Raw genomic sequence first — 26,949 nt, 5'->3', positions numbered from 1 at the left:
CGGTGCGAAGGGGTCAGGCGACTGTCTCGGCCGGGGCGCCGCCCCGCGCCGGGTCGGTACGGCCACCGCCTGTCGACTCCCTGACGACGAGCTCGTACCCGGGCCGGATCCTGCGGGGCGCGGCGACCGACCCCCCGCTGAGCCGCTCGACGAGCCGGTCCACGGCGAGCCGGGCGATGGCGTGCTTGTCGGGGGAGACGGTGGTGAGGCTGATCGCGCCGTAGCGGCTCTCCTCGATGTCGTCGAAACCGACCACGGCGACGTCCTCGGGGACGCGGAGACCGCGTTCGGTGAGCGTGCGCATGGCGCCGAGGGCGATGAGGTCGTTGTACGCGAAGATCGCGTCGGGCCGCTCCCCGCGCTCCAGGAGCGCCGCCATGGCCGCCGCTCCGTCGGCCCGGCCGTAGCCGTCCGTGGCCACGACCAGCGACTCGGCCGGGTCCAGGCCCGCAGCGGCGAGCTCCTCCCGCCAGCCGCGCAGCCGCAGGTGCGCGGGCTGCCGCTCGCGCCCGGTGCGCGAACCGAGGAACGCGATCCGGCGCCGGCCGAGGTCCACGAGATGACGGACCGCGTCGCGGGCGGCCGCCACGTTGTCGATGGCGATCTGGTCGTACGGGGCCTCGTACTCGCGCTCACCGAGCAGCACCAGGGGCGAGGTCTCCTGCCGGGCGACGAGGTCGGCGGTCTCCAGATGGATGGGGCTGAGGATCAGTCCGTCGATGACATGGGACCGGAACTCCTGACAGACCAGCAGCTCCCGCTCGCGCAGCCCCGCGGTGTGGTCGACGAGGACGGTGTAGTCGTGCTGGGCGGCGGCGTCGATGATGGCGCCGGCCAGCTCCGCGAAGTACGGGTTGCCGAGTTCGGGCACGGCGAAGGCGATGATGCCGGTACGCCCCTTGCGCAGATGACGCGCGGTCAGGTTCGGCCGGTACCCGAGCTCGTCGATGGCCCGCTGCACCTTGGCGCGCATCTGCGGTGTGACGTGGGGATAGTTGTTGACCACGTTGGACACGGTCTTGATCGACACGCCTGCCCGCTGCGCGACGTCCTTGAGGCTGACGCCCACGGCACTCCTCTGGTTCGGCTCTGATCGGAAGGGGCCCGGCTCTCGCTGCGGCGGGTGTGATCCGGCCCGCGTCAGACGGTACTTCGGCTGCGCGACAGGTAGCGCTGCGTGACCACGACGAGAATGAGGAAGCCGCCGCTGACCACCGACTGGTACGAGGAGTTGAGCGAGCCGATCTGGTTGATGAGGTTCTGGATGACGGCGAGCAGCAGCACGCCCCACAGGGTGCCGCTCACCGAACCGGCGCCTCCGACGAGCAGCGTTCCGCCGATGACGACGGCGGCGATCGCGTCGAGCTCCATGCCTGTCCCGATGATCGTGACACCGGAGGAGAGCCGGGCCGCGTTGACGGCGCCGGCGAACCCCGCGAGCAGCCCGCTCAGCAGGTACACCATCACCTTCGCACGGGCGACCGGCAGCCCCATCAGCGTGGCCGCGTCGCTGCTGCCGCCGACGGCGAAGAGCGTCTGGCCGAACGACGTGCGCTGGAGCACCAGACCGCCGACCCCGAACAGCACGAGCGCGACGAGGATCGGGTAGCCGAACCCCGCGATGCCGCCCTGGCCGAGCGTGGCGAACGCCGAGTCCTTGGGGACGAGATAGGTGGTGGCCCCTTCGTCGGTCAGGGCGAGCAGCAGTCCGCGCGCCCCGAGCAGCGAGGCGAGGGTGACGATGAAGGGCGCCATGCCGGCCCGGGCGATCAGCAGCCCGTTGATCAGGCCGATCGACCCGCAGACCACGAGGGGTACGAGCAGTGCCGGCACGATGCCCCACTGCGAGGCCCAGGCGGCGAGCACGCCGCCCAGCGCGAAGACGGACCCCACGGACAGGTCGATGCCACCGGTGATGATCACCAGGGTCATCCCGAGCGCGACGACGGCCAGGAAGGACGCCTGCACCGTCACGCCGCGCGCGTTGTCCAGGGTGGCGAAGGTGGGGTAGACGAAGGAGGCGATCACGACGACGAGCAGCAGGACGGCGAGCACGCCCTGGCGTTGCAGGAGCGCGGCGACCCGTTCCGGGCCGGAGAGGTCCGCCCCCGTACGGTCCGTGGCGGCGCCGCCCCCGGTGGGCGCGGGTGACGAGGTACGCGTCCCCCGGGAGGCGAGCGAGGTGGTGAGCTTCATCGGGATCGGCGCTCCCGTGCGACGTAGACGGCGGCGATGATGATGGCCGCCTGGGCCATCTGGGCGGTGGAGTCGGGCAGGTCGTGCTTGACGAGCGTGGCGCGCAGCAACTGCATCAGCAGCGCCCCCGCGACGGTGCCGAGCACCCGGATGGATCCGCCGCTGAGCGGGGTACCGCCCACGACCACGGCGGTGATCGCGGACAGTTCCATCAGCGTGCCCAGGGAGGACGGGTCGCTCGCGGTGAGCCGGGCGGTGGCGAGGACGCCCGCGAGCGCGGCCAGCACACCGCACAGGACGTACACCCCGGTCAGTACGCGCTTGACCGGAAGCCCGGAGAGGGCGGCCGCGGACCGGTTGCCGCCGATCGCGACGACCTGCCGGCCGAACGTGGTCCGGTGGACGAGGAAGGCCACCGCGAGCGCCAGTACGGCCGCGATGAGGACCACCAGCGGGATGCCGAGGACGCTCCCGGTGCCGAGCGACAGCAGATCGGGGTTGACGATCTGCTTGAGCTGACCGTCCGCCATCACGAGGGCGAGACCGCGCCCGCCGACGAACAGGGCCAGCGTGGCGACGATGGGTTGCAGCCCGACCACGGACACGAGCGTGCCGTTCACCGCCCCGACGACGGCGCCGGCGAGCAGCGCGATCAGGAGCGCGGGCACGAGGCCGTAACCGAGATACAGCGGCAGCAGCGCCGCCGCGAGGGCCATCGTCGACCCCACCGACAGATCGACCCCCTCGGTGCCGATCACCAGCGCCATGCCGAGGGCCACGATGACGATGGGAGCGACCTGGATCAGCTGCGTACGGAGGTTGTCGACGGTCAGGAAGTGCTCGGTGAAGACGGCGTTGAAGACCAGGAGCGCGGCCACCGCCGCGTACACGCCGTACTCCTGGAACCACGCCGGGGCGCCGCGCGTCGTGGAGCCGCGGGCCTCGGCCGCGGTCACCTGGGTGGTCATCGGGGGTCCTCCTTGGCGCCGGTGGTGGAGTCGGCGTCCGTCGTCGTACGGGGATCCGATTCGGCTACGGGGGAGTGGTCGGCGAGCGCGGCCAGCAGAGCGCTCTCCGACACCTGGTCGCCGGTCAGTTCGCCCGACGTCGCCCCGCTCCTCAGTACGACGATCCGGTCGGAGCCCTCCACGAGCTCCTCGATGTCGGACGAGATCAGCAGGACGGCGAGGCCCTCCTGGGCGAGCTCGTCGATGAGGGTCTGGACCTCGGCCTTGGCTCCGACGTCGATGCCGCGCGTGGGTTCGTCGAGCAGCAGCACCTTCGGTTCGAGGCACAGCCACCGGGCCAGCAGGACCTTCTGCTGGTTCCCGCCGGACAGTTCGCCGACCTTCTGCTCGGGGCTGGACGCCTTGATCCGCAGCCGCTTCATGAAGATGTCGACCACACGGTCCTGCCGGGCGCGCGAGACGACGCCGGCGCGCGAGAGGCGGGGGAGCGCCGCGAGGACGATGTTCTCGCGGACCGAGAGACCGGGCACGATGCCCTCGGCCTTGCGGTCCTCGGGCAGCAGACTGATCCCGGCGCGGATCGCGCGCGCGGACGAGAACCGGTCAAGCTTCGCACCGTCGACGGTGATCCGCCCCGCGTCCAGCGGCAGGGCGCCGACGAGCGCCTTCGCGGTCTCGCTGCGGCCGGAGCCCAACAGGCCGCCGAGGCCGAGCACTTCACCGGGGTGCAACTCCAGTGACACGTCGTCGAGTTGGTGCTTCCTGACCAGTCCGGTCGCGGTGAGGACGGGCTTGCGCGCGATGTCGTGCCCTTCGTCCCCGAAGCTCGTCACGCCGTGCCGGCGCACCTCGGACACCTCACGGCCCAGCATCATGGAGACCAGCCGCATCCGGTCCAGATCGGCCAGGTCGCCCGTGTGGATGTGCCGGCCGTCGCGCAGCACCGTGACCCGGTCGCAGATCCGGTACAACTCCTCCATGCGGTGACTCACGTACACGACGGCGATGTTCCGCCGCCGCAGATCGCCGATCACCCGGAACAGCGTCTCGACCTCACGCGGCTCCAGGGAGGAGGTGGGCTCGTCCATGACGACGACGTGCGCCTCGACCGAGACCGCGCGGGCGAGCGCCACCATCTGCTGGGCGCCGATGCCCAGGGTGTGCAGCGGGCGGCGCGGGTCGACGGTGACGCCGAACCCGCCGAGGAGGGCGGTGGCCTCGGCGTGCATACGGGTGAAGTCGATCAGGCCGATCCGGGTACGGGGCTCGCGGCCGAGGAAGATGTTGCGTGCCACGCTCATCAGCGGAACCAGGTTCACCTCCTGGTAGATCGTGGAGATGCCGGCCTGCTGCGCCTCGAAGGGCCTCGTGAAGTGCACCGGGCGGCCCGAGAGCAGCAACGCGCCGCTGTCCGGCCGGTGCACGCCCGTGAGCACCTTGATCAGGGTGGACTTGCCCGCGCCGTTCTCACCGACGAGCGCGTGGGTCTCACCGGCGCGGAGCGTGAACGACACATCGTCGAGGGCGACGACGCCGGGGAACCGCTTCCCGACGCCGCGCGCCTCAAGCACCGTCGTCGTGACCGTCGGAGCGGGGCCGGTCGGGGCGGACGGGGCCGCTTCGGGTGGTGCCATGAACGTGGCCGCCTTCCGGGGGACGGATCGTGTGGGTGGGTGCGGCGGGTCGCCACGTACGGGGGAGGGGGCGCTCCGGTCCGGTCGCCGTCCACGGGGGGATCGGCGACCGGACCCGGACGAGCCGGAGGCTCAGTACGCTCCGGGGGCTCAGTACGTGCCGAGGCTCAGTACGCTCCGCCGAGGGAGTCCTTGGCGTTGGACGCGTCGTAGGCCCGGTCCGAGATGATGACGTCCTCGGGGATGCCCTCACCGCCGTAGAACTTCTCGGCGGTGGCGAACGCGAGCGGGCCGAAGCGCGGGTTGGACTCGATGACGGCGTTGAGTTCGCCGTTGGCGAGGGCCTGGACGGCGTTACGGGTGCCGTCGATGGAGACGATCTTGACGTCCTTGCCGGGAGCCTTGCCCGCGGCCTTCAGCGCGGTCACGGCGCCCAGGGCCATCTCGTCGTTCTCCGCGTAGACCGCCGTGATGTCGGGCTTCGACTGGATGAGCTGCTCCATGACCTGCTGGCCCTTGTCGCGGGCGAACTCGCCGGTCTGCTGGGCGACGATCTCAAGGCCCGGAGCCTGGGCCGCGACCTGGTCGACGAAGCCCTTGGTGCGGTCGGTGGTGACGCTGTTGCCGGAGGAGCCGAGGAGGATGGCGACCTTCCCCTTGCCGCCGGTCGCCTTGATCATCGCGTCGGCCGCGCGCTTGCCCTGCTCCACGAAGTCCGAGCCCAGGAAGGCCAGATAGTCCTTGCAGGCCGTCGCGTTGACCTTGCGGTCTATCGTGAGGACGGGCACCTTCTTGGCGGCCGCGGCCTGGAGCGCCGGCTCGAGTCCGTCGGAGTTGAGCGGGGCGACGATCAGGAACTGCGCGCCCTGGGCCAGCATGTCCTGGATGTCGCTGACCTGCTTGGAGAGCTGCGACTGCGCGTTCGTGGTGAGCAGCTTCTTCACGCCGATCTTCGCGGCCTCGTCCTTGATGGACTGCGTCTCCGCGATACGGAAGGGGTTGGCCTCCTTCTCCGACTGCGAGAAGCCGACGACCGCGTTCTTGAGGTCGAGCTTCGGAGCACCGTAGGTCGTCAGCGAGCACCCGGAGCCCGAGGAGGCCGAAGGGGTCTGGGCCACCTGCGCCCCTTTGCTGCTGTCGCCGCCGGCGTCGTTCGAGGTGGTCTCGGACTTGGCGCAACCGGACAGCGCGAGCGTGGCGGTGGCGGCCACGAGACAGGCGACCGAGAACGTGCGGGATCTCTTCGGAAGGGTCATGCGAGGACACTCCTTGGCGGGGGACAGCACCGCCGGGTGGCGTGCGGTCGCGCGGGGGTGGGGAGAACGTTGTCAGCCTGCCGTGGAGAGCCGGCAGGCCCGGTAACTTCGGTCCTGACCTGGGGAGATGGAGCACCGACGCAGCCGACCGGCAGGGCGGCGACGGCGGCTTTACAACGTTATAACGGCGGCTCGGTGCGCTCGGCAAGAGTGCGGAGCGAGGTTTCCGGAGCGCCACCGCCGGTCCTCAACGGCGCGCTGGAGCCGTCGATGTGACGAGCGGTCAGTCCACCGCTGCGAGAGGTCTGGACAGCCGCCGGACGGCGTGCTGTCATTCCGCTGCACGCCGCTTTCCAACGTTGGAATGACGGCCGGCCGTCGCCGTCGGCCACTCCGCGCCCACCGGCGGTTCAGCCGTCACGCCCTCCCGCGTCCGGCTCCGATTCCCCTCTGTCACGAGGAAAGATTCGATGACACGACGACACGTCACCCGCCCGCGAGGCCTCCGAGCCAGACTCTGGGCGCTGCTGACCGCGGCCCTTCTGGTGCTGCCCACGAGCGCCCTGATCCCCACCGCCTCGGCCGCCGAGCCGACCCACGAGACGTCCGCCGGCTCCGCCCGGAACCCCGCCATCGAGGTACACGGCCTGAAGGGCGAGTACTTCAGCATGTCGGCCCCGGGCGCCCGGGACTTCGCCGAACTCGGCGGCACGTCCCTTGATCCGCAGATCAACTTCTCCGGACTCACCGGCACCTTCCAGAGCCTCACCGGCCGGTCCGAACACACCACCGCCCGCTGGACGGGCCGGATCGAGGCGCCGACCACCGGCGACTACACCTTCTACGGCATCGGGGACAACGGCTTCCGGCTCTTCGTCGACGGCGAGCCGGTCATCGACCACTGGATCCCCGACTGGGACAGGGAGCAGACCAGCGCCCCGGTCAGGCTCACCGCAGGCGAGGAGTACGACTTCCGCCTGGAGATGTTCCAGGACGTCGGCGGGGCGAACATGTTCCTGCGCTGGTCCACCCCGACCATGGCCAAGCAGCTCGTACCGGAGTCGGCGTTCACGCCGCCCGCCGACTTCGAGGTCTACCCGGTCGAGCTGACCGTCGACGGGAGCGGCCGCAAGGTGCGCGCGCGGTTCGAGGACAAGGTCTCCGATCTCGCGGCGGTCAAGGACCACCTCACGATCGAGGCCGACACGACGCCCATGCCGATCCGCTCGGTCGCGGCCGACTCGGGCGACCCCGACTCCCTGCTCGTCACCCTCGCCGAACCGATCCAGAAGAACCAGCAGGTACGGGTCGACTACGACGGCAAGGGCGGCCTCAAGAGCGGCGACGAGACCGTACCGCAGCTCCTGCGCTCCGCGCGGAACACCTCCACCCACCGGCTCACCACCGAGTGGGGCGACCGGCTGGACGAGCAGAACCCGCTGCCCGAGTACCCGCGCCCGCAGCAGGTGCGCGGCAAGTGGCAGAACCTCAACGGGCCCTGGCAGTTCGCGGGCGCCGACGCCGGCGAGCAGCCCGTCTTCGGCAAGGACCTCGACGAGAAGATCATCGTGCCCTTCCCGGTCGAGTCGCAGCTCTCCGGCGTCGAGCGGCACGAGGACCACATGTTCTACCGCAGGCTCGTGAACGTGCCCAAGGACTGGAAGGTCGGCACGGGCAGCAGGGACAACCGGCTGAAGCTCAACTTCGGCGCCGTCGACTACCAGGCCCGGGTCTGGGTCAACGGCACACAGGTGGCCGAACACACCGGCGGCTACAACGCGTTCAGCGCCGACGTCACCGACGCGATCAAGCGGACCGGGCCGCAGGAGATCGTCGTCGCGGTCACCGACACCGCCGGCCGGAACCAGCCGACCGGCAAGCAGCACCCCAACCCGAGCGGCATCTTCTACACCCAGTCGTCCGGCATCTGGCAGACCGTCTGGATGGAACCCGTCGCCCCCGTCTCCATCGACAACGTCGTCACGACGCCCGACATCGACACCGGCACCCTGGCGGTGACCGTCGAGTCCGACGACGCCCCGGCCGGGGCGCGCGTCGAGGCCGTCGCCCGTGACACCCGCGGCACGGTCGTCGGCCGGGTCAGCGGCCCGGCCAACAGCGCCCTGCGCCTGCCCGTGGCCAAGCAGCACCTGTGGAGCCCCGACGACCCGTACCTCTACGACCTCGACGTGAAGCTGACCGACGGCAGGTCCACCGACACCGTCGACAGCTACTTCGGCATGCGGAAGATCGGCATCGAGAAGGTCGGCGGCTACCAGAAGCTGGTGCTCAACGGAAAGCCCATCTTCTCCCTTGCCACCCTCGACCAGGGATTCTGGCCCGACGGCCTCTACACCCAGCCCAGCGACAAGGCCCTCGCCTTCGACCTGGAGGCGCAAAAGAAGCTCGGCTTCAACGCCGTACGCAAGCACATCAAGGTGGAGTCGCCGCGCTGGTTCTACCACGCGGACCGGCTCGGGCTCCTGGTCTGGCAGGACTTCGTCTCCGGCGACCTCACCGACGGGACGGGCCGGAAGGCCTTCGTCGACCAGGGCCGGGAGATGATGCGCCAGCACCACAGCGCACCCTCCGTCATCGGCTGGATCGTCTTCAACGAGGGCTGGGGCGAGTGGAACCGCGAGGAGACCGGTCGCCTCGCCGAGTCCGTCGAGGCGGCCGACCCATCCCGCGTCGTCAACGCCCACAGCGGCGTCAACTGCTGCAACTCCAAGGGGGATTCGGGAAAGGGCGACATCATCGACCACCACGACTACAACAACACCGACCCGGCCTTCCCCGACGCGAATCGGGCCGCCATGGACGGTGAGCACGGCGGCTTCACCCTGCGCACCCCCGGCCACATGTGGCCCGGCGCGCCGACGGTGATCTACAGCGGTGTCGCCGACAAGGAGGCGCTGACCCGCAAGTACGTCGAGAACACCGAGAGGTACTACCTCGAAGCCGCCGGCGCCGAACTCTCCGGTTCCGTCTACACCCAGATCTCCGACCTGGAGAACGAGCTCAACGGCCTCTACACGTACGACCGCCGGGACCTCAAGGTGGACCCGGTGCGGGTACGCGAGATCAACCGGAAGGTCATCGCGGCCGGCGCTGCCGCGGGTGAGCGCGACCAGCTGAAGGGCGGCGGATCCTGGGCGCTCGACGAGGGCACCGGCACCACGGCACGGGACGCCGGTGCGAACGCCAAGCCCCTGACGCTCACCGAGGGCACCACCTGGACCCCGGGCGTCAGCGGCAGCGCCCTGAAGTTCGACGGCCAGGGCCAGTACGCCGAGACCGACGGCCCCGTGCTCGACACCACCACGAGCTACACCGTGTCCGCCTGGGCCACCCTCGACGCTCTGCCCGGCAACTACGCGACGGTGGTCAGCCAGGACGGACGGCGTCAGGAGAACCCCTTCTACCTCCAGTACGGGCAGGGTGCCTTCGCCTTCTCCACCCCCGGCGGCAACCGCGCCCGCTACGTCACCACCCCCGAACCGGGCCGGTGGTACCACCTCGTCGGTGTCCGTGACGCCGCGAGGAACGAGATCCGGCTCTACGTCGACGGTGCCCTCGTGGCGACGGCCACCTCCGGGCCGGCGGACGTCGGCACCGGGCCGCTCTCCGTCGGCCGGGCCCGGTGGGGCGGCGGGAACGTCGACTTCTGGAAGGGCTCGGTCGACCAGGTCCACGCCTACGACAGGGCTCTCACCGGCGAGGAGGTGGCGGCCCTCCACGCCGAGGAGAGGCCCTGACCCGATCGGACGGGGCCCGGCTGCTGGCACGGCGGCCGCGGCCCCGGCCCGTGCTCAGGTCGCTACGAGGGGCGCCACGAGGCGCGCTACGAGGGGCCGCCACGAGGTGCGCCATGAGGCGCGCTACGAGGGGTGCTGCCCGCCGATGCCCTGGTGGTCGGCCTGTTCCGCGATGTACCGGCGGGCCGGGTCCGTGAACTTCCGCTCGACCGCCTCCCGCAGCAGACCCAGCTCCGCTCGCACGGCGGCGTGCTGCTCCGGTGGCAGGGTGTCGAGCAGGCCGTCGAGCAGGGCGCGGAGCCTTCGGCAGATCTGCACGGACGAATCTCCGTAGTCGCGGATCTCGCAGACCGCGAGCTGAAGGTAGTTCTCCCAGTCCCGCCCCGGCAGCACGAGCCGGGCGTGACCGTCGCGGTCGGCCAGAACGTATCGGCCGGGGAGCCGCGTGCTGCCGACCGTGTGCAGGAACGACTCGATGTAGTTGATGACCTGCACGGCGGTCGTGGGGTCGTTCACCGCAGGCGAGAGGGCCCTGATGGCGATGTCGACGAGGATCCTCAGAGCGAAGGCGGGGTCCTGTTCGATGGTGCGCTCGGCCCCGAGGGCGATGAGAGAGGTCACCCGACGGGGGTCCGGTCCCGACGTGCCCCCGTGGACCTCGACGAGGACGGTGCCGGGCGGTACGAAGTCTCCGATCAGCCGGGGCACGACGAAGACGCAGTCGTGGCGCGCCGCCTCCGCGACCAGTCCGGCCACGTCGAACGCCTGGATGGCGCCGCCTCGTTCGGAACGCACCCGCGTCACCGTGCCCTCGAACGGCGGCACGGCTCCGTCCCCGCGCGGGGCCGCGCCACGGATCGCCGCGGCCCCGCGGGTGAAGACGTCCTCTCCCATGCGCGCGACCAACTCGGCGATGGCCACCGGCCGGAGACTGTGGGTGAACCGGTTGAGGTAGATGAGCAGGAGCACGAGGCTGACGGCCACCGCCGCGCCGGCCAGGGTGACCCCGAGGTCGGGGACGGAGTCGGATTCGACGCTGCGCAGCAAGGAGAAGGCGAACGAGAACGTCCCGGTGAAGGTCGCAAGCACCGCTTTCTGCAACCGATCCCGGTACCACAGGCGCATGTAGCGGGGGGAGAGCGTTCCCGTGGCCTGCTGTACCACCAGGACGCCGATGGTGACGACGAACCCGAGCAGTGCCACCATCGCCCCCACGATGGCGGTGAGCACGCCGCTCGCCGTCGTCGCCGAGTAGTGCCAGCCGCTCGGCGGCCAGTCCGCGCTGTCGACGGCGAGGGCGAGCTCGGCGAGCAGGGTGCCGAGGACGAGACCGAACATCGGCACGATCCACAGGCTCGCCTTGACGTACTGCCGGAACCTGAATCTGGCCGCCCAGGACGTCAGGACACCCACGTCACGCCCCCTTCACCTGGTCCTCCCACGGTAGGGCGATTCCGGGACCGGCGCAGCGGTAGGGCCCCCGCCGCCACCTGGTGCGACGCTCTCGCCAGGACGGGGCGACATCGGCGGCCTAAGCTGACCGAGTGGCGCCCGGTCCGCCCCGGCACCGTGCGACGGTGCCGGATCGTCGTCGGCCGGAGGCCGAAAGGGGCTGCACGATGGACGACTACCCCCTGATCGAGGACCACGGCCTCATCGGTGACCTGCAGACGGCGGCCCTCGTCACCACCGATGCGACGATCGACTGGTTCTGCTGCCCCCGCTTCGATTCGCCCAGTGTCTTCGGCGCTCTGCTCGACCGGCGGAAGGGCGGCCACTTCACGGTCCGGCCGGCCGCCGACACGTACACCACCAAGCAGCTCTACCACCCGGACACCGCCATTCTGGTGACGCGCTTCATGACCGAGGCCGGGGCCGGCGAGGTGGTCGACTTCATGCCGGTGACCGGCACGACGGCCACGGACCGGCACCGTCTGGTCCGCATGCTGCGCTGTGTCCGGGGCAGCATGACGTTCCAAGGAGAGATCGCTCCCCGCTTCGACTACGGCCGGATCCCGCACGAGCTGCACATCACCGAGCACGGGGCCCTGTTCACCTCGGAGGTCATGGACCTCGCCGTCCACGCCGTCCGTGAGCCACAGGACGAGCGCCTCCTGAACATCCTCTCGGGCGACCAGGACCTGCGGTTCACCCTGACCCTGCGGGCGGGGCAGCAGCGCGGCATGATCATGGAGTCGGCCCCGGGCGGGCCGCCGCACGAGGTCCGCGTGGCGGAGTTCGAGCGGCTCTTCGACGAGACGGTCCACTTCTGGCGCTCGTGGCTGGGCCAGTCCACCTATACGGGCCGCTGGCGCGAGGCGGTGGAACGCTCGGCCGTGACGCTGAAGCTCATGACCTACGCACCGACCGGCGCCCTGGTGGCCGCGCCCACGACGGCTCTGCCCGAGCAACTGGGCGGCGAGCGCAACTGGGACTACCGGTTCACCTGGATCCGCGATGCCTCGTTCTCGGTGTACGCCCTACTGGGCCTGGGATTCAAGGAAGAGGCGAAGGCGTTCAACAGCTGGCTGCAGGACCGGGTCAAGGAGAAGGCCGGCGACGAGAACGGCACCGGTCCACTGAACATCATGTACCGCGTCGACGGCTCCTCCGACCTGGTCGAGGAGACCCTGGACCAGTGGGAGGGGTACCGCGGCTCCGCCCCCGTCCGGATCGGCAACGGGGCGGCGAGCCAGATGCAACTGGACATCTACGGCGAGGCGCTCGACAGCATCTACTTCGCTCACCAGCACGGCATGCACCTCGACAACGGTGGGTGGACCGCCCTGCACACGCTGCTCGACTGGCTGGTCGACCACTGGGACCAGCCGGGAGAAGGGCTGTGGGAGACCCGTGGCGGCCGGAAGGACTTCACCTACGGCCGCGTGATGTCCTGGGTGGCGTTCGACCGCGCCGTCCGGATCGCCTACGACGACGGCCGGCCCGCGGCCCGCGGCCGCTGGACGGACGAGCGGGACGCGATCTACGCACAGGTCCTCGCCAAGGGATGGGACCCGAACAAGCAGGCCTTCGTACAGCACTACGGCGACGACGTCCTCGACTCGTCGCTGCTGCGCATGCCGACGGTCGGCTTCATCATGCCGGACGACCCGATGTGGAAGTCCACCCTGGACGCGATGGAACGGGAGCTGGTCAGCGACAGCCTGGTCTACCGCTACAACCCCGAGGCGTCACCCGACGGGCTGCGCGGCTCCGAGGGAACCTTCTCCCTGTGCACGTTCATGTACGTCGACGCCCTCGCCCGGGCCGGACGGACGGACCTGGCCAGGCTGGTCCTTGAGAAGATGCTCACGTACGCCAACCATCTGGGCCTGTACTCCGAGGAGATCGGCCTGACGGGACAGCAGCTCGGCAACTTCCCGCAGGCTTTCACGCACCTCGCGCTCATCGACGCGGCGATCACCCTGGACGCCATGCTGGAAGGGGCCCGGCGAGGCGGCACGTAGCCGCATGCCATCCCGCCGTGACGCTCACGGTCCTGCCGTCGTCGGTACGGAACCGAGGAGGACGACGGTGTCGCCCTCCTTCGGGACCGTCCGCCGCCTCTCGGTGACCGGGTCGAGCCGGTGGTCGGCGCGCACCACGAAGAGAACGTCCTGCTCCGGCGACCGGGGGGCGGAGGCGGGCTGCACCACGAACCGGGCGCCCCGCTCGTAGCGCTCCGCCAGGACATGGCGGACGAGGGAGCTGCCGAAGAGGATGTCGCCGCCGGTGTACGGAGCGACGACCCCATGGCTGTCCTGCGGTGGTCCGACCCGGTAGACGGGGCCCTTGACGTTGTCCTGCATGACGACCGAGGCGAGTGCGTTGAAGTCGTCGTCATCGGTGGCCAGGAACACGGCCGTCAGTCCCTCCTGCCGCGCCCCGGGGTTGATGGCCGTGGCCAGCAGCTCGCCCTTCGCCAGCTCGATTCCCGCGCCCCCGATCCGTTCCCGCTCCTCTTCGAGCCCCGCCCACATCACCACGTCGAGTCCGGCCGACCGCAGGGCCCGGCCCAGGTCGACCACCCACGGCTCGCCGCCCACCAGGAGAATGCGTGAGCCCGTCGGCTTGACGACGCCAAGCCGTCGGGCCACGGGCGCCGCCGTCAACGCGTACAGCAGCACTGTTCCCACGATCACCAGGAAGGTGACGGGAAGGACCCGCGCGGCCCCGCTCACCCCCCGTTCGACGAGGCCGGCCGAGAAGGCCGACGCCGTGGCCGCCGCGACGATGCCGCGTGGGTCCATCCACCCGATGAAGGCCCGCTCGCCTCCCGGCAGGTCCGAGCGCGCCGTCGCGGCGAAGGCGACGAGCGGCCGCACCACCAGGACGAGGATCGCGATGAGGGCGAGTGCGGGAAGGAGCACCGGCACGAGGGACGCCGGGGTGACGGTGGAGGAGATGGAGACGAACAGCAGCCCGATGACCAACTGCACCAAGGTCTCGAAGAAGGGGCGCCGCGCGGGCATGTCGAAGCCCCGGATGTTGGCCACGGCCAGCCCCGTGACGATCGCGGCGATGAGCCCCGTATCGTCCCGCACGATGTCGCAGCCGGCCGATACGGCGATCACCGTGGCCAGTTGAGCCAGCGTCCCGAGGGTCTCGCCGAGCCTCAGGGTGCGCAGCGTCAGCCAGAGCAACCCCGCTCCCACGGCCCCGCCGACCAGTCCGACGGCCAGGCTGATAGCGAACTGGCCCAGCTGGTATCCCCGGCCGATGTCGACCCGGTGCGTCGACGCGATGGCGTGGAAGGTGAGCGCGCCGAGGATGCCGCCGATCGGGTCGGTGAGCGTCCCCTCCCAGATCAGGATGCGCCGCACCTTGTCGCTCGGCCGTACGAAGTCGAGGATCGGACCCACGACGGTGGGCCCGGACACGACGAGGATCACCCCGAGCATCGCCGCCACGCGCAGCGGCATGTCGAACATCGCCGGTGACACGGCCGCGGTGACCAGGAAGGTGAGGAGCACGCCGTACACCAGCAGCCTGCCCACGATCCCCCGCGTGTGGCGGGCGAGCTTGCGCAGGTCGAGGCCCAGACCGGCGTCGTAGAGGATGATCGCGACGGACAGCGAGACCAGGGCCGAGAAGGCGGGCCCCAGCAGCTTGTCCGGGTGGATGACGTCCGTCATAGCCCCGGCGGCGAATCCGGCCGGGAGCAGGATGATCAGGGCCGGGACGCGGAGCTTGCTCGCCAGGATCTGCGAGCCGGTGGCGAGCACCACCGTCAGGGCGAGTCCGAGGAGGATCTCGTCGTCGGTCACAGCGGGTTCCTTCGTCGGGTCCGGGCGCGAGAGGGGTCGGCCGGTGTGGGTCCGGGGCGGTCAGCGGCCTGTCGCACCGTCACCGTCCGTGCCGCCGCCTCCGCGCAGTTCGGCGTCGCTGAGCTCTGCCAGCTCGCCGTGCGTGTCCAGCCAGTAGAGGAGGACGACGGCCGGAACGACGAGCACCAGAGCGACCAGGGTGACGATCGCCAGCCAGGTCAGCGTGGCGGGAGCGCCCGCCGCGTCGGCCACGGTCAGCGAGGTCGGGACGAGATAGGGGCGCTGGGCCATGCCCCAGGCGAGTACGGCGCAGGCGACGACCCCGACCGCCGTGACGCGCACCCACGCGCCCGGGGGCCGCAGGAGCAGCCAGACCGTCGCGAGCGTGGCCACCCCGGCCGCGACGACGAAGAGCAGCCCCAGACCGTGGGTGAGTCCGTGCCACACGTGGGGGGAGTCCTCATGGGTGACGAAACCGGTGACCACCGCCAGCGCGGTGAGCGCGACGAGACTGCCCAGCGCCCGCCGTCGGAAGTAGCCGACCAGATCGGGAGCGTCGAAGCGGCGGGCGTCCCCCGTGAGGAACACGGCCCCGAGGAGCGCCGTGGTCACGATGGCGACGAGGCCGAACACGAGGGAGGTGGGGTTGGCCCAGGCGTCCGCCGAGGCTTCCGTACCGGGCGCCACCCGTCCCGACGCGACGCCGCCGACGGCGGCACCGAGGAAGAACGGCGTGACGACCGAGGCCACCGCGAACACGGCACCGTACAGCCGTCGGCCGGCGAGCCGCCGGGAGGGCTTGCGGAACGCGAAGCCGGCGCCCCGCAGGACCATGCCCAGGACGGCCAGGGCCAGCGGGAGCCACAGCGCGGTGAAGACGGTCTGGAACAGGATCGGGAAGCCGGTCCACATGATGACGAGAACGAAGATCAGCCAGACGTTGTTGACCTCCCAGACGGGAGCCATGGCGTGATCGATGAGCCACCGGGGACGCCGGCCGCGCTCCGCGCCGCCGGCCGTCAGGTCCCAGAAGCCGGCCCCGTAGTCCGTGCCGCCCGCGCAGGCGTACGCGGTCACGGCGAGCAGCAGCACGACGGCGATGAGGTCGGCGGTCATGACCCTCCGTCCTCGGCGCGGGCGGCTCCGCCGGCGGAGCCGCCGGCCGGGATCGGTGCGCGAGGTCCGTACGGGGTGTCCGCCTCCGGTACGTGGGGCGGTCCTCCCGAGGCCCGCTGCTCGTCGGCCAGCCGCCAGCGCGTACGCATCTTGAGCAGGATCACGAGGAACGAGCCGAAGAGGAACACGTACACCACCATCACCACGGCGAGCATGATCCACAGCGTGGTGGAGCGGGTCGAGGTCACCGCCTCGGCGACCCGCATGTTCTGGTAGACGATCCAGGGCTGGCGTCCCACCTCGGTCGCGATCCACCCCGACTCGACGGCTACGACGGAGCCGACGCCGGCACAGGCGGCGGCGCGGTAGAACCAGCGGGAGGCGGGAAGGCGCCGGTGCCGCAGCCAGACCAGTCCGTACCAGAGGGCGAGCACCACCAGGGCGGAGCCGATCAGGACCATGATGTCGAAGGCCCAGTGGGCGATGGTCGCCTGAGTGGCCGTCGGCCGCTGGTCCGCCGGTACGGAGGTCAGTCCCACCACCTTGGTGTCGGCGCTGAATCCGGCCAGGAACGAGTCGAGCAGCGGGATCTTGATGCCGCCCTTGACGGTCCCGTCCTCCTGCAGACGCCCGAAGATGTACTCCGGTACCCGGGTGTCGGTCTTCCAGACGATCTCCATCGCGGCGAACTTCACCGGCTGCTGGTGGAACACCGACCTCGCGATGGCGTCGCCCAGGACGAGCTGCACCGGGGTGGCCACCGCGGCGATGGTGAACGGAACGGCGAATCCGAGCCGGTGGTAGTGGTCCCGGCGGCCGCGCAGCCAGCCCACGGCGTACACCCCGGCCACCATGAAACCCGCCGTGATGATCATCGCCACGACGAAGTGCCAGTACTGCGGCCCGAACATCGGGGTGAAGATCGCCTTCCACACGTCCACGTCGACCGGGTCGCCCTCGGCGTCGAGGGAGAAGCCCTGGGGGGTGTTCATCCAGGAATTGGCGGCCAGGATGCCGAACGCCCCGAGCAGCGCGGCGGCCGGGAGCGGCAGCCCGAGCAGGAAGTGCGTACGGGGCTTCAGCCGCCGCCACCCGTACAGATAGATGGCGATGAGCACGGCCTCCAGGAAGAACGCCCAGGCCTCGACCCCGAATCCGATGCCGAAGACATCGCCCCACCGGCCCATCAGACCCGGCCAGAGCAGGCCGAACTCGAAGGAGAGCACCGTGCCGGTGACGATGCCGAGGGCGAACTGCACCGCCATGACCGCCGACCAGCGCCGCGCCAGGAGAAGGGCCGCGGCGTCCTTGCGGCGCAGTCCGCGGTAGTGCATGACCAGGGTGATGAAGGGGAAGGCGACGCCCAGCGGCACCAGGATGATGTGGGACGCCAGCGTGAAGGCCATCAGTTCCCGGGCCGGCAGCAGTTGGGCCGGGGCGTCCGCCAGCAGGTGGAACGAGGTCGGCATACACGCCTTCGCTGTTCGGGACGGGACGGTGCGGGAGAGGGTCAGCCGCCGGTGGCGAAACCCGGGAAGAGGGTCATCCCGCCGTCGACGTAGAGGGTCGTCCCCACCACGTAGTCCATGAGGTCGGAGGCGAGCGCGACGACGGCGTGGGCGATGTCCTCGGGGTCGCCGATCCGGTCGTACGGGATGAGCCTCAGGAGGTCCTCCGCCGCCTCGGGCGTCTCCCAGGCCGCGCGGTTGATCGGCGTCCTGATCGCCCCCGGGGCGACCGCGTTCACCCGGATCTTGTCCGGTGCGAGCTCCTGGGCCAGGGTCTGCATCATCATCTGCACACCGCCCTTGGAGGACGCGTAGTTGACGTGTCCGGCCCAGGGGATGAGCTGGTGCACCGAGCTCATGCAGACGATCTTCCCGGCGGCCTGGGACACCTCGGGGACCACGCCGCGGCGCCGGAACTCCTTCACGGCCTCCCGGGCGCACAGGAACTGACCGGTGAGATTGACGTCCAGGACCTTCTGCCACTGGGCGAGGGTCATCTCGGTGAGCGGTGCGTCCCGCTGCAGTCCCGCGTTGGCGACCAGGATGTCGATGGTCCCGAACTCCTGGACCATCCGGTCCATCATGGCCGTGACCTGGTCCTCCTGGGACACGTCCGCCTCGTAGGCCGCCGCGCGCACCCCGAAGGAGGTGATCTCCTCGACCACCGCCTCGGCCGCCTCCCGGCCCGTCACGTAGTTGACCACCACGTCGGCGCCGGCTCGGCCCAGGCCGATGGCCGTGGCCTTGCCGATACCCGAATTGGCCCCTGTGACCAGTGCCTTCTGGCCACGCAGCAGACGTGCGGGGATCACACCCCGCGGTGCTTCCACGGTGGAACCCATGTCGCCCTGCCTCCTCGCCGGCCGCGGCCGTGCCCGGACGGGGGCGGCCGGGCACGGAGGTCACGCAACCACCGGCGCGGCGGCTCGGCGTGCCCCACGAACCGCCGTTGCGCCGTTGGGCCGAGCAACTTCGTCCGATCGGACCAGCGGCCCGCCCGCGGCCTCAGCCCCGGTCTCAGCCCCTGGTCTCAGCCCAGCCGGGCCAGGAGGTGGTCGCCCACCCGCAGGGCGTTGGCGATGGCCGTCAGGGACGGGTTGACCGCGCCGATGCTCGGGAAGAAGCTCGTGTCGACGACGTACAGGTTGTCGAGGTCGTGGGCCTTGCAGTTGACGTCAAGGGCCGAGGAGGCGGGATCGGTGCCGAAGCGTACGGTGCCCGCCTGGTGCGCCGTCGCACCGATCGGCATTCCCTTGTGCAGGTAGATGCTGCGGGACAGCAGGTGGTGCTCGTGCATGCCCAACCGCCCGAGCATTCCCTGCAGCTTGTGCCGGAGCCGATTCAGCCCCTCGACGTTGTTCTTCTCGTCGAGGGCGAGATGGATGCGGGCGTCACCGTCGAGGGTGACCCGGTTGTCGGCCAGCGGCAGGTCCTCACCGCACAGCCAGAAGTCGACGGCGTGATGGGCCAGCACCTCGAACGGCATGTCCGGCGCCACCGCACCGGCCCAGCGCGGGGCCTCGCCGTGGATCTGCTCGGCGTCCGACTTGCCCAGCATCTGGATGCCGCCCAGCGGGAACTCCCAGTCGTCCGCGCCGAAGTACCAGTCGTGCAGGGCCAGGGTCTTCTGGAAGCGGGTGTCGTTGGGCTCCTTCGACACCGCCATCAGCGCCAGGTTGTTGTGCCGCATGTAGAACCGGCCGACCACGTCGGAGCTGTTCGCGAGACCTCGGGGATGCCGCTCGTTCGCCGAGGCCAGCAGCAGCGCGGCGGAGTTGACCGCCCCGCAGGAGACGACGACCACATCCGCCGTGTACCGGACCTCCGAGTCGTCCGGCAGCCGGCCGACGACCGCGCTGACACTGCGTCCGCTCGCATCCGTCTCCAGGCGGACCACGTGCGTGTGCGTGACCAGCTGGACGTTGGCGTGCGCCAGGGCCGGCTCGACGCAGATCACCTCGGCGTCGGACTTGCCCCGCACCAGACACGGGAAGCCGTCCACCCGGTCGCACCGGATGCAGACACTGGAGTGGGTCGCCCGCCCTCCGTCGCCCTGGCTGAGATCGACACCGATCGGCAGGTGGAAGGGGTGCAGCCCGTGTCGCTCCAGGTCGTCGCTCAGCTGCTGGATGCGCGGCTCGTGCTCCACGGGCGGACGGGCGTACTGCGCGCTCACCGCGCCCTCGGTCGGATCCTCGCCGTGCCGTCCGTGCACGAGGTAGAGGTGCTCGGCCTGGGTGTAGTACGGCTCCAGATCCTCGTACCCGATCGGCCAGGCGGGGGAGAGGCCGCCGTGATGGCGGAGTTCGCCGAAGTCCTCGGGCCGGAGCCGGAAGAGGGCGGCGCCGTAGAACTTGGTGTTCCCGCCGACGTAGTAGTTGACCTCGGGCGGGAACTCGCTGCCGTCCTTGTCCAGCCAGAACTCGGGTGCCCGGTATTTGCCCCTGACGAACACGGCCGTCGAGTCCCAGTTGTCCCGCTCACGCGGCAGATATCCACCGCGTTCGACGAGCAGGACGCGTTTGCCGGACGGGGCGAGCCGGTGGGCGAGGGTGCCTCCGCCGGCGCCGGTGCCGATGATGATGACGTCGTAGTGAGGGGCGTCGCCCACGACGGCCACCGTCCTTGTGATCATGGCCCTGATCTGGTGTCAGGCCCTGTCGCCCCCTGCCGAGCGGTCCCACCCGTCCGAACGTAACGGCCCTCCCGGCGAACGGCGAGCGGGGACGGCCGCCGCCTCCCGTACGGCGTTCACAGCACCGCGATCGGGTTGACGGGCGAGCCGGTGGCTCCGGGCAGCCGCAGGGGCGCGACCACACACAGGAAGCTCCAGCGCTCTGTCCGGGCGCAGACAGGGGCCAGGTCCTCGAACCGCAAGTAGTCCATCAGCTGGATGCCCAAGGCATGGATGGCGAGGACATGCACGGGGAAGGCGACGCCCTCCACCGCGCTGGGCGCGGTGTCGTTGTTGCCGTCCCCGCCGAGGACCGCGACCTTCCGCGCGGCCAGGAACTCCACGGCGGTCGGGTGGAGGCCGGCCCGGGCCGTGGCCGCGTTCCAGGGACCGAGTTCCGTACGGCGCAGGCGATGCCCCACCCGGACGAACAGCAGGTCTCCCGGTCCGACGCGGACCCCTTGCGCGGCCTCGGCGGCCGTCAGATCGTCCGGCGTCACATGGTCGCCCGGCTCCAGCCAGGGCACGCCACGCAGCCGGGGGATGTCAAGCAGCACGCCCCGGCCGACGATGCCGTCCGCTGCGAGGCCCACGGAGAGCGCACGGGCTCCCTCCGCCGTCACGCTGCTCGCGGGCACCCCGCCGTACAACTCCCCGTCGAACACCACATGGCAGAGGGCGTCGAGATGGCTGTCCGCGTCTCCGTGCACGTTCATCGCGAAGCGGTCGGTGGCGAAGTGCAGCCCGTCCGCGCGGAGGTCACCCGGGGCGGGTCCGGTCATCCGGTGCACCGCGGGCTCGGGGTCGTCGGGGCCCGGCACGGTCTCGATCGGAGCGGCCAGCGACACCGTGCGCCCGAGGCGGACGTCCGCGACGGCCGCCAGCACGCGCTCGGGCGTCAGTTGGGAGAGGGCGCCGGGCCGACCGTCCACCGCCGAGCGCGCCGCCGCGCTCCGCAGCCGCTCGTAGAGCGCCCGGAAATCGCGGGCGGCCATGTCGGCCCCGGCCGGGGGCCGAGGCGACGGCCCGGACGTCAGTCCCTCAGCGGCCGGGGGGCGACGCACAGGGCCCAGATGACGACGACGTCGAGCGCGATGATCAACAGTGCCCAGCCGGGCGTGTACGGGAGCCACATGAAGTTGGCGATCATGCTGAGGCCGGCCAGCGCGACTCCGACCACCCTGGCCCAGGTGGCACCCTTCGTGAACAGGGCGAACCCGGCCAGCGTGATCAAGATGCCCAGGATGAGATGGATCCAGCCCCATCCGGTGAGGTCGAGCTCGTACACGTAGTTGCGGGTCTTGAAGAAGACCTCGTCCTCGGCGATGGCCGAGATGCCTCCCAGCAGCGTCATGATGCCACCGAAGATCATCAGCACGGCGGCGAACACCAGCCACCCGCTTCCGTGCGTCTTCTCGCTCCGGCCGGGTTCGCTCACGTGTGTGGTCATGACAGGTTCCTCCCTGTCGTCCGGCCCTACCCGCCGGGCGGTTCCCGTGCGGCGAGTCGGACACCTCCAATCTGACCCCCTGCGGCCCCCCGCGCACATCGGCGGAACGAGACGCGACCGACGTGCGGCCACGGCGCCGCGGTGCTGGAATGGATGGTGGTGATCAGCGCTGCCGACGGCGTAGGCCGTCGCCCACCGCGGGTAGCGGACCGAGCCAGGCGAGGAGTGAGCATGAGCGTCGACGAATTCTCCGAGATGGGACCTGTCGACTACCTGATCTTGGAGTTTCCCGGCAATCGCATGACCGGCGAGGGCCTGCCGCTGCTGCTCGATCTCGTCGACCGGCAGATCATCCGCATCCTCGACCTGTCGTTCATCCGCAAGGACGCCGACGGTTCGGTCAGCGCCATGGCGATCGCCGACATCGACGGCGACGGCGTACTCGACCTCGCAGTCTTCGACGGAGCCTCCTCCGGCCTGCTCGGCGAGGACGATTTCCAGGAGGCGGCCGCGGTCCTCGAACCGGGTAACTCCGCCGGCATCCTCGTGTACGAGAACGTGTGGGCCGCGCCCCTGGCAGCGGCCCTGCGCCGCAGCGGGGCGCGGATGGTGGCCAACGGAAGGATCCCGGTCCAGGACCTCCTGGCGACCCTCGAGGCCGCCGAGGCGGGTTCCGCCTCCTAGCGTCCGCGCCGCCGGCGTCCGCGCCCCTGGCGTCCGCCTCCCACCGCGGCTGACGGCCGCCCTGACGACAAGGAACACGTGCCATGCCAGGTCTACTCCGCGGAGTCGCCCGCACCGCGGTCATCTCCGGTACCGCCACCGCCGTCTCCAACCGGGTCTCGCGCCGCCAGGCCGGCCGATGGGCGCAACAGGAGCAGCAGCCCGCCCCGGCGCAACCACAGCCGGGCTACAGCGCGGCGGCACCTGCGGCACCGGCGGCGGCGCCGTCGATGGACGCGAAGATCGCCCAGTTGAAGGAGCTGGGACAGCTCAAGGAGCAGGGGGTGCTCACCGAGGCCGAGTTCGAGCTCCAGAAGAGCCGCATCCTCGCACTCTGAGGGCGTGAAACGGCGTCGCGGTCCACGGCCGAGCGGCTGAGGGGGCCACAGGCCGGTCCGACCGAACAACACCCTGCGCACGAGGCGAACTCGTCCGGATTCACGCGGTTTATCGCTGGCAAGTGCTTGCCATGGCGAGGACTTGTCGTCACCAGGCCTTCACGGGGGCGTCGGCCGGTCGATAGACCCGTCGCATGTTCTCCCCCTCTCAGGCTTCCGCCTTCCGGCGCAGGCGCTGGCAGCTGATCTCGGCCGCCACCGCGGTGCCCCTGCTGGCGTCGGGGCTCGCCGTTCTGCAAGCGCCCGCACAAGCCGCTCCGAGCAAGCCCACCGTCCCCGCCAAGCCCTCGGCGACCCACACGGTCACCCTGGTCACCGGCGACGTCGTCACGGTCACCACCACCGCCGACGGCAAGCAGAGCGCCGACGTCGACCGCCCGGACAGCGCCGTCGGCGGCGTGAAACTCCAGGAGATCAAGGGTGACTTGTTCGTCATCCCGGACGAGGCGGCGCCCCTGCTGGGCGCGGACAAGCTCGACCGTCGGCTGTTCAATGTCACCGACCTGATCGAGATGGGCTACGACGACGCGAAGTCGGCCGCGGTCCCGCTGATCGCGACCTACGCCGAGCCGAAGTCCCGCGCGGCCGCCGAGCCGACGGCACCCCGGGGCAGCAAACTGACCCGGAAGTTCAAGGACATCCGCGGCGCCGCTCTCAGCACCGAGAAGCAACAGGCCCGCACCTTCTGGAACTCCGTCGCGCCGCAGGGCAGCGCCACCTTGGGCGAGGGTGTCGCCAAGCTGTGGCTCGACGGGCGCGTGAAGGCCGACCTGAAGGAGAGCGTCCCGCTGATCGGCGCGCCGGAGGCATGGGCGGCCGACTACACCGGCAAGGGCGTCAAGGTCGCGGTGCTCGACACCGGCATCGACGTCAACCACCCGGACTTCACCGGCCTGATCGACGGCACGGCCAGCTTCGTGCCGGGTGAGGCCATCAGCGACGTGAACGGGCACGGCACGCACGTGGCGGGCACGATCGTCGGTTCGGGGGCCGCCTCCAGCGGCGACAACAAGGGTGTCGCCCCCGGCGCCGACCTCTTCGTCGGCAAGGTGCTCGGCGGCAAGGAGGGCTACGGCCAGGACTCCTGGGTGATGGCGGGCATGCAATGGGCCGCCGAATCCGGCGCGGACGTGGTCAACATGAGCCTCGGCAACTCCTACCCGACCGACGGCACCGACCCGATGTCGCAGACGGTCGACGCGCTGTCCGAGCAGTACGGCACTCTGTTCGTCATCGCCGCCGGCAACGCGGGACCGGAGAGCATCTCCGCCCCGGGCGCGGCAGCCTCGGCGCTGACGGTGGCAGCCACGGACAAGCAGGACCAGCTCGCGAACTTCTCCAGCACCGGCCCGCTGGCCCACTCCGGTGGCATGAAGCCGGACATCGCGGCACCCGGCGTGGACATCACCGCAGCCCGGTCGCAGGAGATGACCGACGGCGGTGAGGGCCTCTACCGGACCATCAGCGGCACCTCGATGGCCACCCCGCACGTGGCCGGCGCGGCGGCGATCCTGGCCCAGCAGCACCCGGACTGGACCGGCGCGCAGCTCAAGGAACAACTGATGAGCACCGCGAAGGGCCTGGACGGCGGGTACTCGCCGTACGAGGTCGGCACCGGCCGTCTCGACGTGGCCGCCGCCGTGCGCACGACGGTTCGCGCCACCGGATCGCTCTTCTTCGGCAACTACACCTGGCCGCACGAGCCGAGCGACGTCGCCGTCACGAAGGACCTGACCTTCACCAACGCAGGCTCCGCCGACGTCACGCTGAACCTGGCGCTGACCGGTGGCGGTGGCCCGTTCTCCCTGGGAGCCACCACCGTGACCGTCCCGGCGGGCGGCACCGCGGCCGTCCCCGTGACGGGCGACCCGCAGGCCGCCTCGGCAGGCCGGCACGGCGGCCACGTGACGGCCACCGACGCGGCCACCGGGCAGCCGGTGACCCGCACGTCCGTGGCGCTGATCGAGGAGGACGAGCGCTACGACCTGAACATCAAGCTGGTCGGCCGGGACGGCAAGCCCGCCGCCGGGTGGGTCGGCATCAACCTGGCCGGCGACTCCTGGCCGTGGAACGTCTACGTGGACGGCTCGACCACCATGCGCATGACACCGGGCACGTACACCGTCGCGGCGTACCTCGACGTGGCCGGCGAGAAGGCGGACCGTGCGGGCGTGGCCGTGCTGGTCGACCCGGAGACCGTGCTCAAGGACGGCTCGGCGGACGTGGTGCTCGACGCGAGCAAGGCACGCCTGCTGCAGACGGAGGCGCCGCAGCGCACCGAGGACCGCCAGCGCAAGGTCGACTTCAACGTCCACTACGAGGGCCTCGACCCGTACATGGACTACCGCAGCGCGTACGTGCTGCCGCCGACGTACGACGACGTCTACGTCGCGCCGACGGAGCCGATGGAGCAGGGTGAGTTCATGCTCATCACCCGCTGGCGCAAGGGCGAGCCGCAGCTCGGCCTGAGCACGCTGGACGGTCGGCTTCGCTTCGATTCACTGGTGCAGGCCGGCAGTGCCCTTGGCACCGCCACGGACAGACTGGACGCCGTCCACGCGGGCAACGGCGCGGCGGCCGCGTACGAGAAGGTCAAGGCCAAGGGCAAGGTCGTCGTCGTCGAGCGCAGCGACGAGGTCTCGCCGCAGGAGCGCACCGAGGCCGCGGTCGCGGCCGGTGCGAAGGCGCTGATCGTGGTCAACGACGGTGTCGGCGCCCTGATGGAGTACGTCGGCGAGTCGGCCATCCCGGTCGCCACCGTGCACCGCGACGCGGGCAAGGCCCTCGTCTCGATGGCCAAGGCCGGCAATCTCAAGCTGACCGTGAAGCAGACCGAGTACACGCCGTTCGTCTACGACCTGACCCGGGACTACCCCGGCCAGGTGCCGGACCGGGCCCTGGTCTACAAGCCGAGCAAGGCCGACCTCGCCCGGATCGATGCCCGCTACTACGCGGCTGCGGGCGGTCGGCTGTCGGAGGGCTACCGGTCCGACTTCACCCTCAGCCCTTCGTTCAACTTCCCCGAGCTCGAGTGGCACCCGGGCACCCGCACCGAATGGGTGACCCCGGGCCAGGTCTGGAGGGAGTTCCACGCGCAGGGCGTCGACGGAAGCCTGCCGTGGGTGATGGTGTCGGGCGACAACACGTACGCCAAGGGCAGCACCACCCGGCTGGACTGGTTCGCTCCCGCGACCCGGCCCGCCCAGAGTGAGTCCTTCGGCGTGTACAACTCCCGTTGGCAGAACTACATGACCTGGAACGTGCAGGCGTGGGCCTCCTCCAGCGACAACATGCGTCTCGGCGGCTACCTGCCGTGGGGTGAGACGCCGTCCCACCTGCAGGTCTTCCAGGGCGACACGCTGATCCACGACAACACGGTCAGCGGTGACATGCAGTGGGTGGACGTGCCGGCGGGCAACCTGCCCTACCGCGCCGTCCTCGACGTGGAGCGTCCCGGTGACATCTTCCGGCTGTCGACACGCACCCACTCCGAGTGGACGTTCATGTCCGACACCGTCGACTCGGACTTCTTCGAGCCGTTCTCGGTGCTGAACCTGGACTACAAGCTGGAGACGGACCTGCAGGGCGACGTCAAGGCCAACGCGACCCAGCAGATCGCGCTCAAGCCGGTGTCCATGGACCTCGGCACCGTGCCGGGCACCGTCACCACGGTGACGCTGGACGTCTCGTACGACGACGGCCGCACCTGGCAGAAGGTGACCCTGACCAAGGGCGCCGGCGGATCCTGGACGGGTTCGTTCAGGACGGCCAAGAAGCCCGGCGGCTTCGTCTCGCTCCGCGCGAGCGCGAAGACGAACAGCGGCTTCAGCGTCAAGAACGAGATCATCCGGGCGTACGGCCTGCGATGAACCGCTCTGTCGGGCCCCGGGGAGGCGACTCCCCGGGGCCCTTCCCCTCCCACCTGCTCCCAGCAGGGACTATTCAGGGTCTGCCGCCATGGCACATACTCTCCCCGCTGCGACAAGCGGAAGAGAGTCGGT

The 26,949-nt window shown here is 70.5% G+C and carries 18 protein-coding genes; 5 read left to right on the top strand and 13 right to left on the bottom strand.

Annotated features, from left to right (window positions below; translation table 11 throughout):
- Positions 1 to 13: 13 nt before the first annotated feature.
- The 5 genes from Q5762_RS03025 to Q5762_RS03005 form a co-directional block, all read right to left on the bottom strand.
- Positions 14 to 1,069 (bottom strand): LacI family DNA-binding transcriptional regulator, encoded by a 1,056-nt coding sequence (locus tag Q5762_RS03025; protein ID WP_315890335.1) that lies wholly within the window; start codon positions 1,067 to 1,069, stop codon positions 14 to 16.
- Between the two features lie 71 nt (positions 1,070 to 1,140).
- On the bottom strand, positions 1,141 to 2,196 hold the full coding sequence (locus tag Q5762_RS03020; RefSeq protein WP_315890334.1) for an ABC transporter permease: 1,056 nt from the start codon (positions 2,194 to 2,196) through the stop codon (positions 1,141 to 1,143).
- Positions 2,193 to 3,164 (bottom strand): ABC transporter permease, encoded by a 972-nt coding sequence (locus tag Q5762_RS03015; protein WP_315890333.1) that lies wholly within the window; start codon positions 3,162 to 3,164, stop codon positions 2,193 to 2,195. Before Q5762_RS03015 ends, Q5762_RS03020 begins: the two co-directional genes overlap by 4 nt.
- Positions 3,161 to 4,798, bottom strand: a complete 1,638-nt coding sequence (locus Q5762_RS03010) for a sugar ABC transporter ATP-binding protein (RefSeq protein WP_315890332.1) — start codon at positions 4,796 to 4,798, stop codon at positions 3,161 to 3,163. The genes Q5762_RS03015 and Q5762_RS03010 overlap by 4 nt, the downstream gene beginning before the upstream one ends.
- Before the next feature lie 167 nt (positions 4,799 to 4,965).
- Complete coding sequence (locus Q5762_RS03005) at positions 4,966 to 6,054, bottom strand: ABC transporter substrate-binding protein (RefSeq protein WP_315890331.1); 1,089 nt, start codon at positions 6,052 to 6,054, stop codon at positions 4,966 to 4,968.
- A gap of 470 nt (positions 6,055 to 6,524) precedes the next feature.
- Between Q5762_RS03005 and Q5762_RS03000 the strand changes: the two genes are divergently transcribed.
- Positions 6,525 to 9,812 (top strand): LamG-like jellyroll fold domain-containing protein, encoded by a 3,288-nt coding sequence (locus Q5762_RS03000; RefSeq protein ID WP_315890330.1) that lies wholly within the window; start codon positions 6,525 to 6,527, stop codon positions 9,810 to 9,812.
- A 123-nt stretch (positions 9,813 to 9,935) separates the two neighbouring features.
- On the opposite strand, the gene Q5762_RS02995 is transcribed toward Q5762_RS03000, so the two are convergent.
- Positions 9,936 to 11,225, bottom strand: a complete 1,290-nt coding sequence (locus Q5762_RS02995) for a DUF2254 domain-containing protein (protein WP_315890329.1) — start codon at positions 11,223 to 11,225, stop codon at positions 9,936 to 9,938.
- 206 nt (positions 11,226 to 11,431) lie between these two features.
- Between Q5762_RS02995 and Q5762_RS02990 the strand changes: the two genes are divergently transcribed.
- Positions 11,432 to 13,279, top strand: coding sequence for a glycoside hydrolase family 15 protein (locus tag Q5762_RS02990; protein ID WP_315890328.1), 1,848 nt, complete (start codon positions 11,432 to 11,434; stop codon positions 13,277 to 13,279).
- A 24-nt stretch (positions 13,280 to 13,303) separates the two neighbouring features.
- Here Q5762_RS02990 and Q5762_RS02985 read toward each other — a convergent pair whose 3' ends face one another.
- The 7 genes from Q5762_RS02985 to Q5762_RS02955 form a co-directional block, all read right to left on the bottom strand.
- A complete protein-coding gene (locus Q5762_RS02985) occupies positions 13,304 to 15,079 on the bottom strand; it encodes a cation:proton antiporter (protein WP_315890327.1) in 1,776 nt (591 codons plus the stop codon).
- Positions 15,080 to 15,139: 60 nt separating this feature from the next.
- Positions 15,140 to 16,195, bottom strand: coding sequence for a cytochrome d ubiquinol oxidase subunit II (locus Q5762_RS02980; protein WP_315890326.1), 1,056 nt, complete (start codon positions 16,193 to 16,195; stop codon positions 15,140 to 15,142).
- Entirely contained in the window at positions 16,192 to 17,664 is a 1,473-nt protein-coding gene (locus Q5762_RS02975) for a cytochrome ubiquinol oxidase subunit I (protein WP_315890325.1), read from the bottom strand. Before Q5762_RS02975 ends, Q5762_RS02980 begins: the two co-directional genes overlap by 4 nt.
- Before the next feature lie 41 nt (positions 17,665 to 17,705).
- A complete protein-coding gene (locus Q5762_RS02970; protein ID WP_315890324.1) occupies positions 17,706 to 18,545 on the bottom strand; it encodes an SDR family oxidoreductase in 840 nt (279 codons plus the stop codon).
- Between the two features lie 188 nt (positions 18,546 to 18,733).
- Positions 18,734 to 20,338 carry a GMC family oxidoreductase gene (locus Q5762_RS02965; RefSeq protein ID WP_315890323.1) on the bottom strand — a complete coding sequence of 535 codons (1,605 nt, stop codon included), beginning with the start codon at positions 20,336 to 20,338 and terminating at the stop codon, positions 18,734 to 18,736.
- Positions 20,339 to 20,454: 116 nt separating this feature from the next.
- Positions 20,455 to 21,372, bottom strand: a complete 918-nt coding sequence (locus Q5762_RS02960) for a cyclase family protein (protein WP_315890322.1) — start codon at positions 21,370 to 21,372, stop codon at positions 20,455 to 20,457.
- 38 nt (positions 21,373 to 21,410) lie between these two features.
- Positions 21,411 to 21,827 (bottom strand): hypothetical protein, encoded by a 417-nt coding sequence (locus Q5762_RS02955; RefSeq protein WP_315890321.1) that lies wholly within the window; start codon positions 21,825 to 21,827, stop codon positions 21,411 to 21,413.
- Positions 21,828 to 22,058: 231 nt separating this feature from the next.
- Here Q5762_RS02955 and Q5762_RS02950 point away from each other — a divergent pair, with 231 nt between their 5' ends.
- From Q5762_RS02950 to Q5762_RS02940, 3 genes are all read left to right on the top strand, one after another.
- Positions 22,059 to 22,511, top strand: a complete 453-nt coding sequence (locus Q5762_RS02950; RefSeq protein ID WP_315890320.1) for a DUF6325 family protein — start codon at positions 22,059 to 22,061, stop codon at positions 22,509 to 22,511.
- An 83-nt stretch (positions 22,512 to 22,594) separates the two neighbouring features.
- A complete protein-coding gene (locus tag Q5762_RS02945) occupies positions 22,595 to 22,888 on the top strand; it encodes an SHOCT domain-containing protein (protein ID WP_315890319.1) in 294 nt (97 codons plus the stop codon).
- A gap of 194 nt (positions 22,889 to 23,082) precedes the next feature.
- Complete coding sequence (locus tag Q5762_RS02940; RefSeq protein ID WP_315890318.1) at positions 23,083 to 26,817, top strand: S8 family serine peptidase; 3,735 nt, start codon at positions 23,083 to 23,085, stop codon at positions 26,815 to 26,817.
- Positions 26,818 to 26,949 lie beyond the last annotated feature (132 nt).

Origin of the sequence: Streptomyces sp. P9(2023) (assembly GCF_032436795.1) — a bacterium.
Taxonomy (GTDB): Bacteria; Actinomycetota; Actinomycetes; order Streptomycetales; family Streptomycetaceae; genus Streptomyces.
This window is presented reverse-complemented; position numbering and strand designations above follow the sequence as displayed.

Bases quoted from the DNA above. Each gene is read 5' to 3' on its own strand.
- Q5762_RS02950 (WP_315890320.1), top strand. From the start codon at position 22,059: ATGAGCGTCGACGAATTCTCCGAGATGGGACCTGTCGACTACCTGATC.
- Q5762_RS02975 (WP_315890325.1), bottom strand. From the start codon at position 17,664: ATGCCGACCTCGTTCCACCTGCTGGCGGACGCCCCGGCCCAACTGCTG.
- Q5762_RS03010 (WP_315890332.1), bottom strand. From the start codon at position 4,798: ATGGCACCACCCGAAGCGGCCCCGTCCGCCCCGACCGGCCCCGCTCCG.
- Q5762_RS03000 (WP_315890330.1), top strand. From the start codon at position 6,525: ATGACACGACGACACGTCACCCGCCCGCGAGGCCTCCGAGCCAGACTC.
- Q5762_RS02970 (WP_315890324.1), bottom strand. From the start codon at position 18,545: ATGGGTTCCACCGTGGAAGCACCGCGGGGTGTGATCCCCGCACGTCTG.
- Q5762_RS02945 (WP_315890319.1), top strand. From the start codon at position 22,595: ATGCCAGGTCTACTCCGCGGAGTCGCCCGCACCGCGGTCATCTCCGGT.
- Q5762_RS02965 (WP_315890323.1), bottom strand. From the start codon at position 20,338: ATGATCACAAGGACGGTGGCCGTCGTGGGCGACGCCCCTCACTACGAC.
- Q5762_RS02940 (WP_315890318.1), top strand. From the start codon at position 23,083: ATGTTCTCCCCCTCTCAGGCTTCCGCCTTCCGGCGCAGGCGCTGGCAG.
- Q5762_RS03015 (WP_315890333.1), bottom strand. From the start codon at position 3,164: ATGACCACCCAGGTGACCGCGGCCGAGGCCCGCGGCTCCACGACGCGC.
- Q5762_RS02960 (WP_315890322.1), bottom strand. From the start codon at position 21,372: ATGGCCGCCCGCGATTTCCGGGCGCTCTACGAGCGGCTGCGGAGCGCG.
- Q5762_RS02990 (WP_315890328.1), top strand. From the start codon at position 11,432: ATGGACGACTACCCCCTGATCGAGGACCACGGCCTCATCGGTGACCTG.
- Q5762_RS02955 (WP_315890321.1), bottom strand. From the start codon at position 21,827: ATGACCACACACGTGAGCGAACCCGGCCGGAGCGAGAAGACGCACGGA.
- Q5762_RS03005 (WP_315890331.1), bottom strand. From the start codon at position 6,054: ATGACCCTTCCGAAGAGATCCCGCACGTTCTCGGTCGCCTGTCTCGTG.
- Q5762_RS03020 (WP_315890334.1), bottom strand. From the start codon at position 2,196: ATGAAGCTCACCACCTCGCTCGCCTCCCGGGGGACGCGTACCTCGTCA.
- Q5762_RS02980 (WP_315890326.1), bottom strand. From the start codon at position 16,195: ATGACCGCCGACCTCATCGCCGTCGTGCTGCTGCTCGCCGTGACCGCG.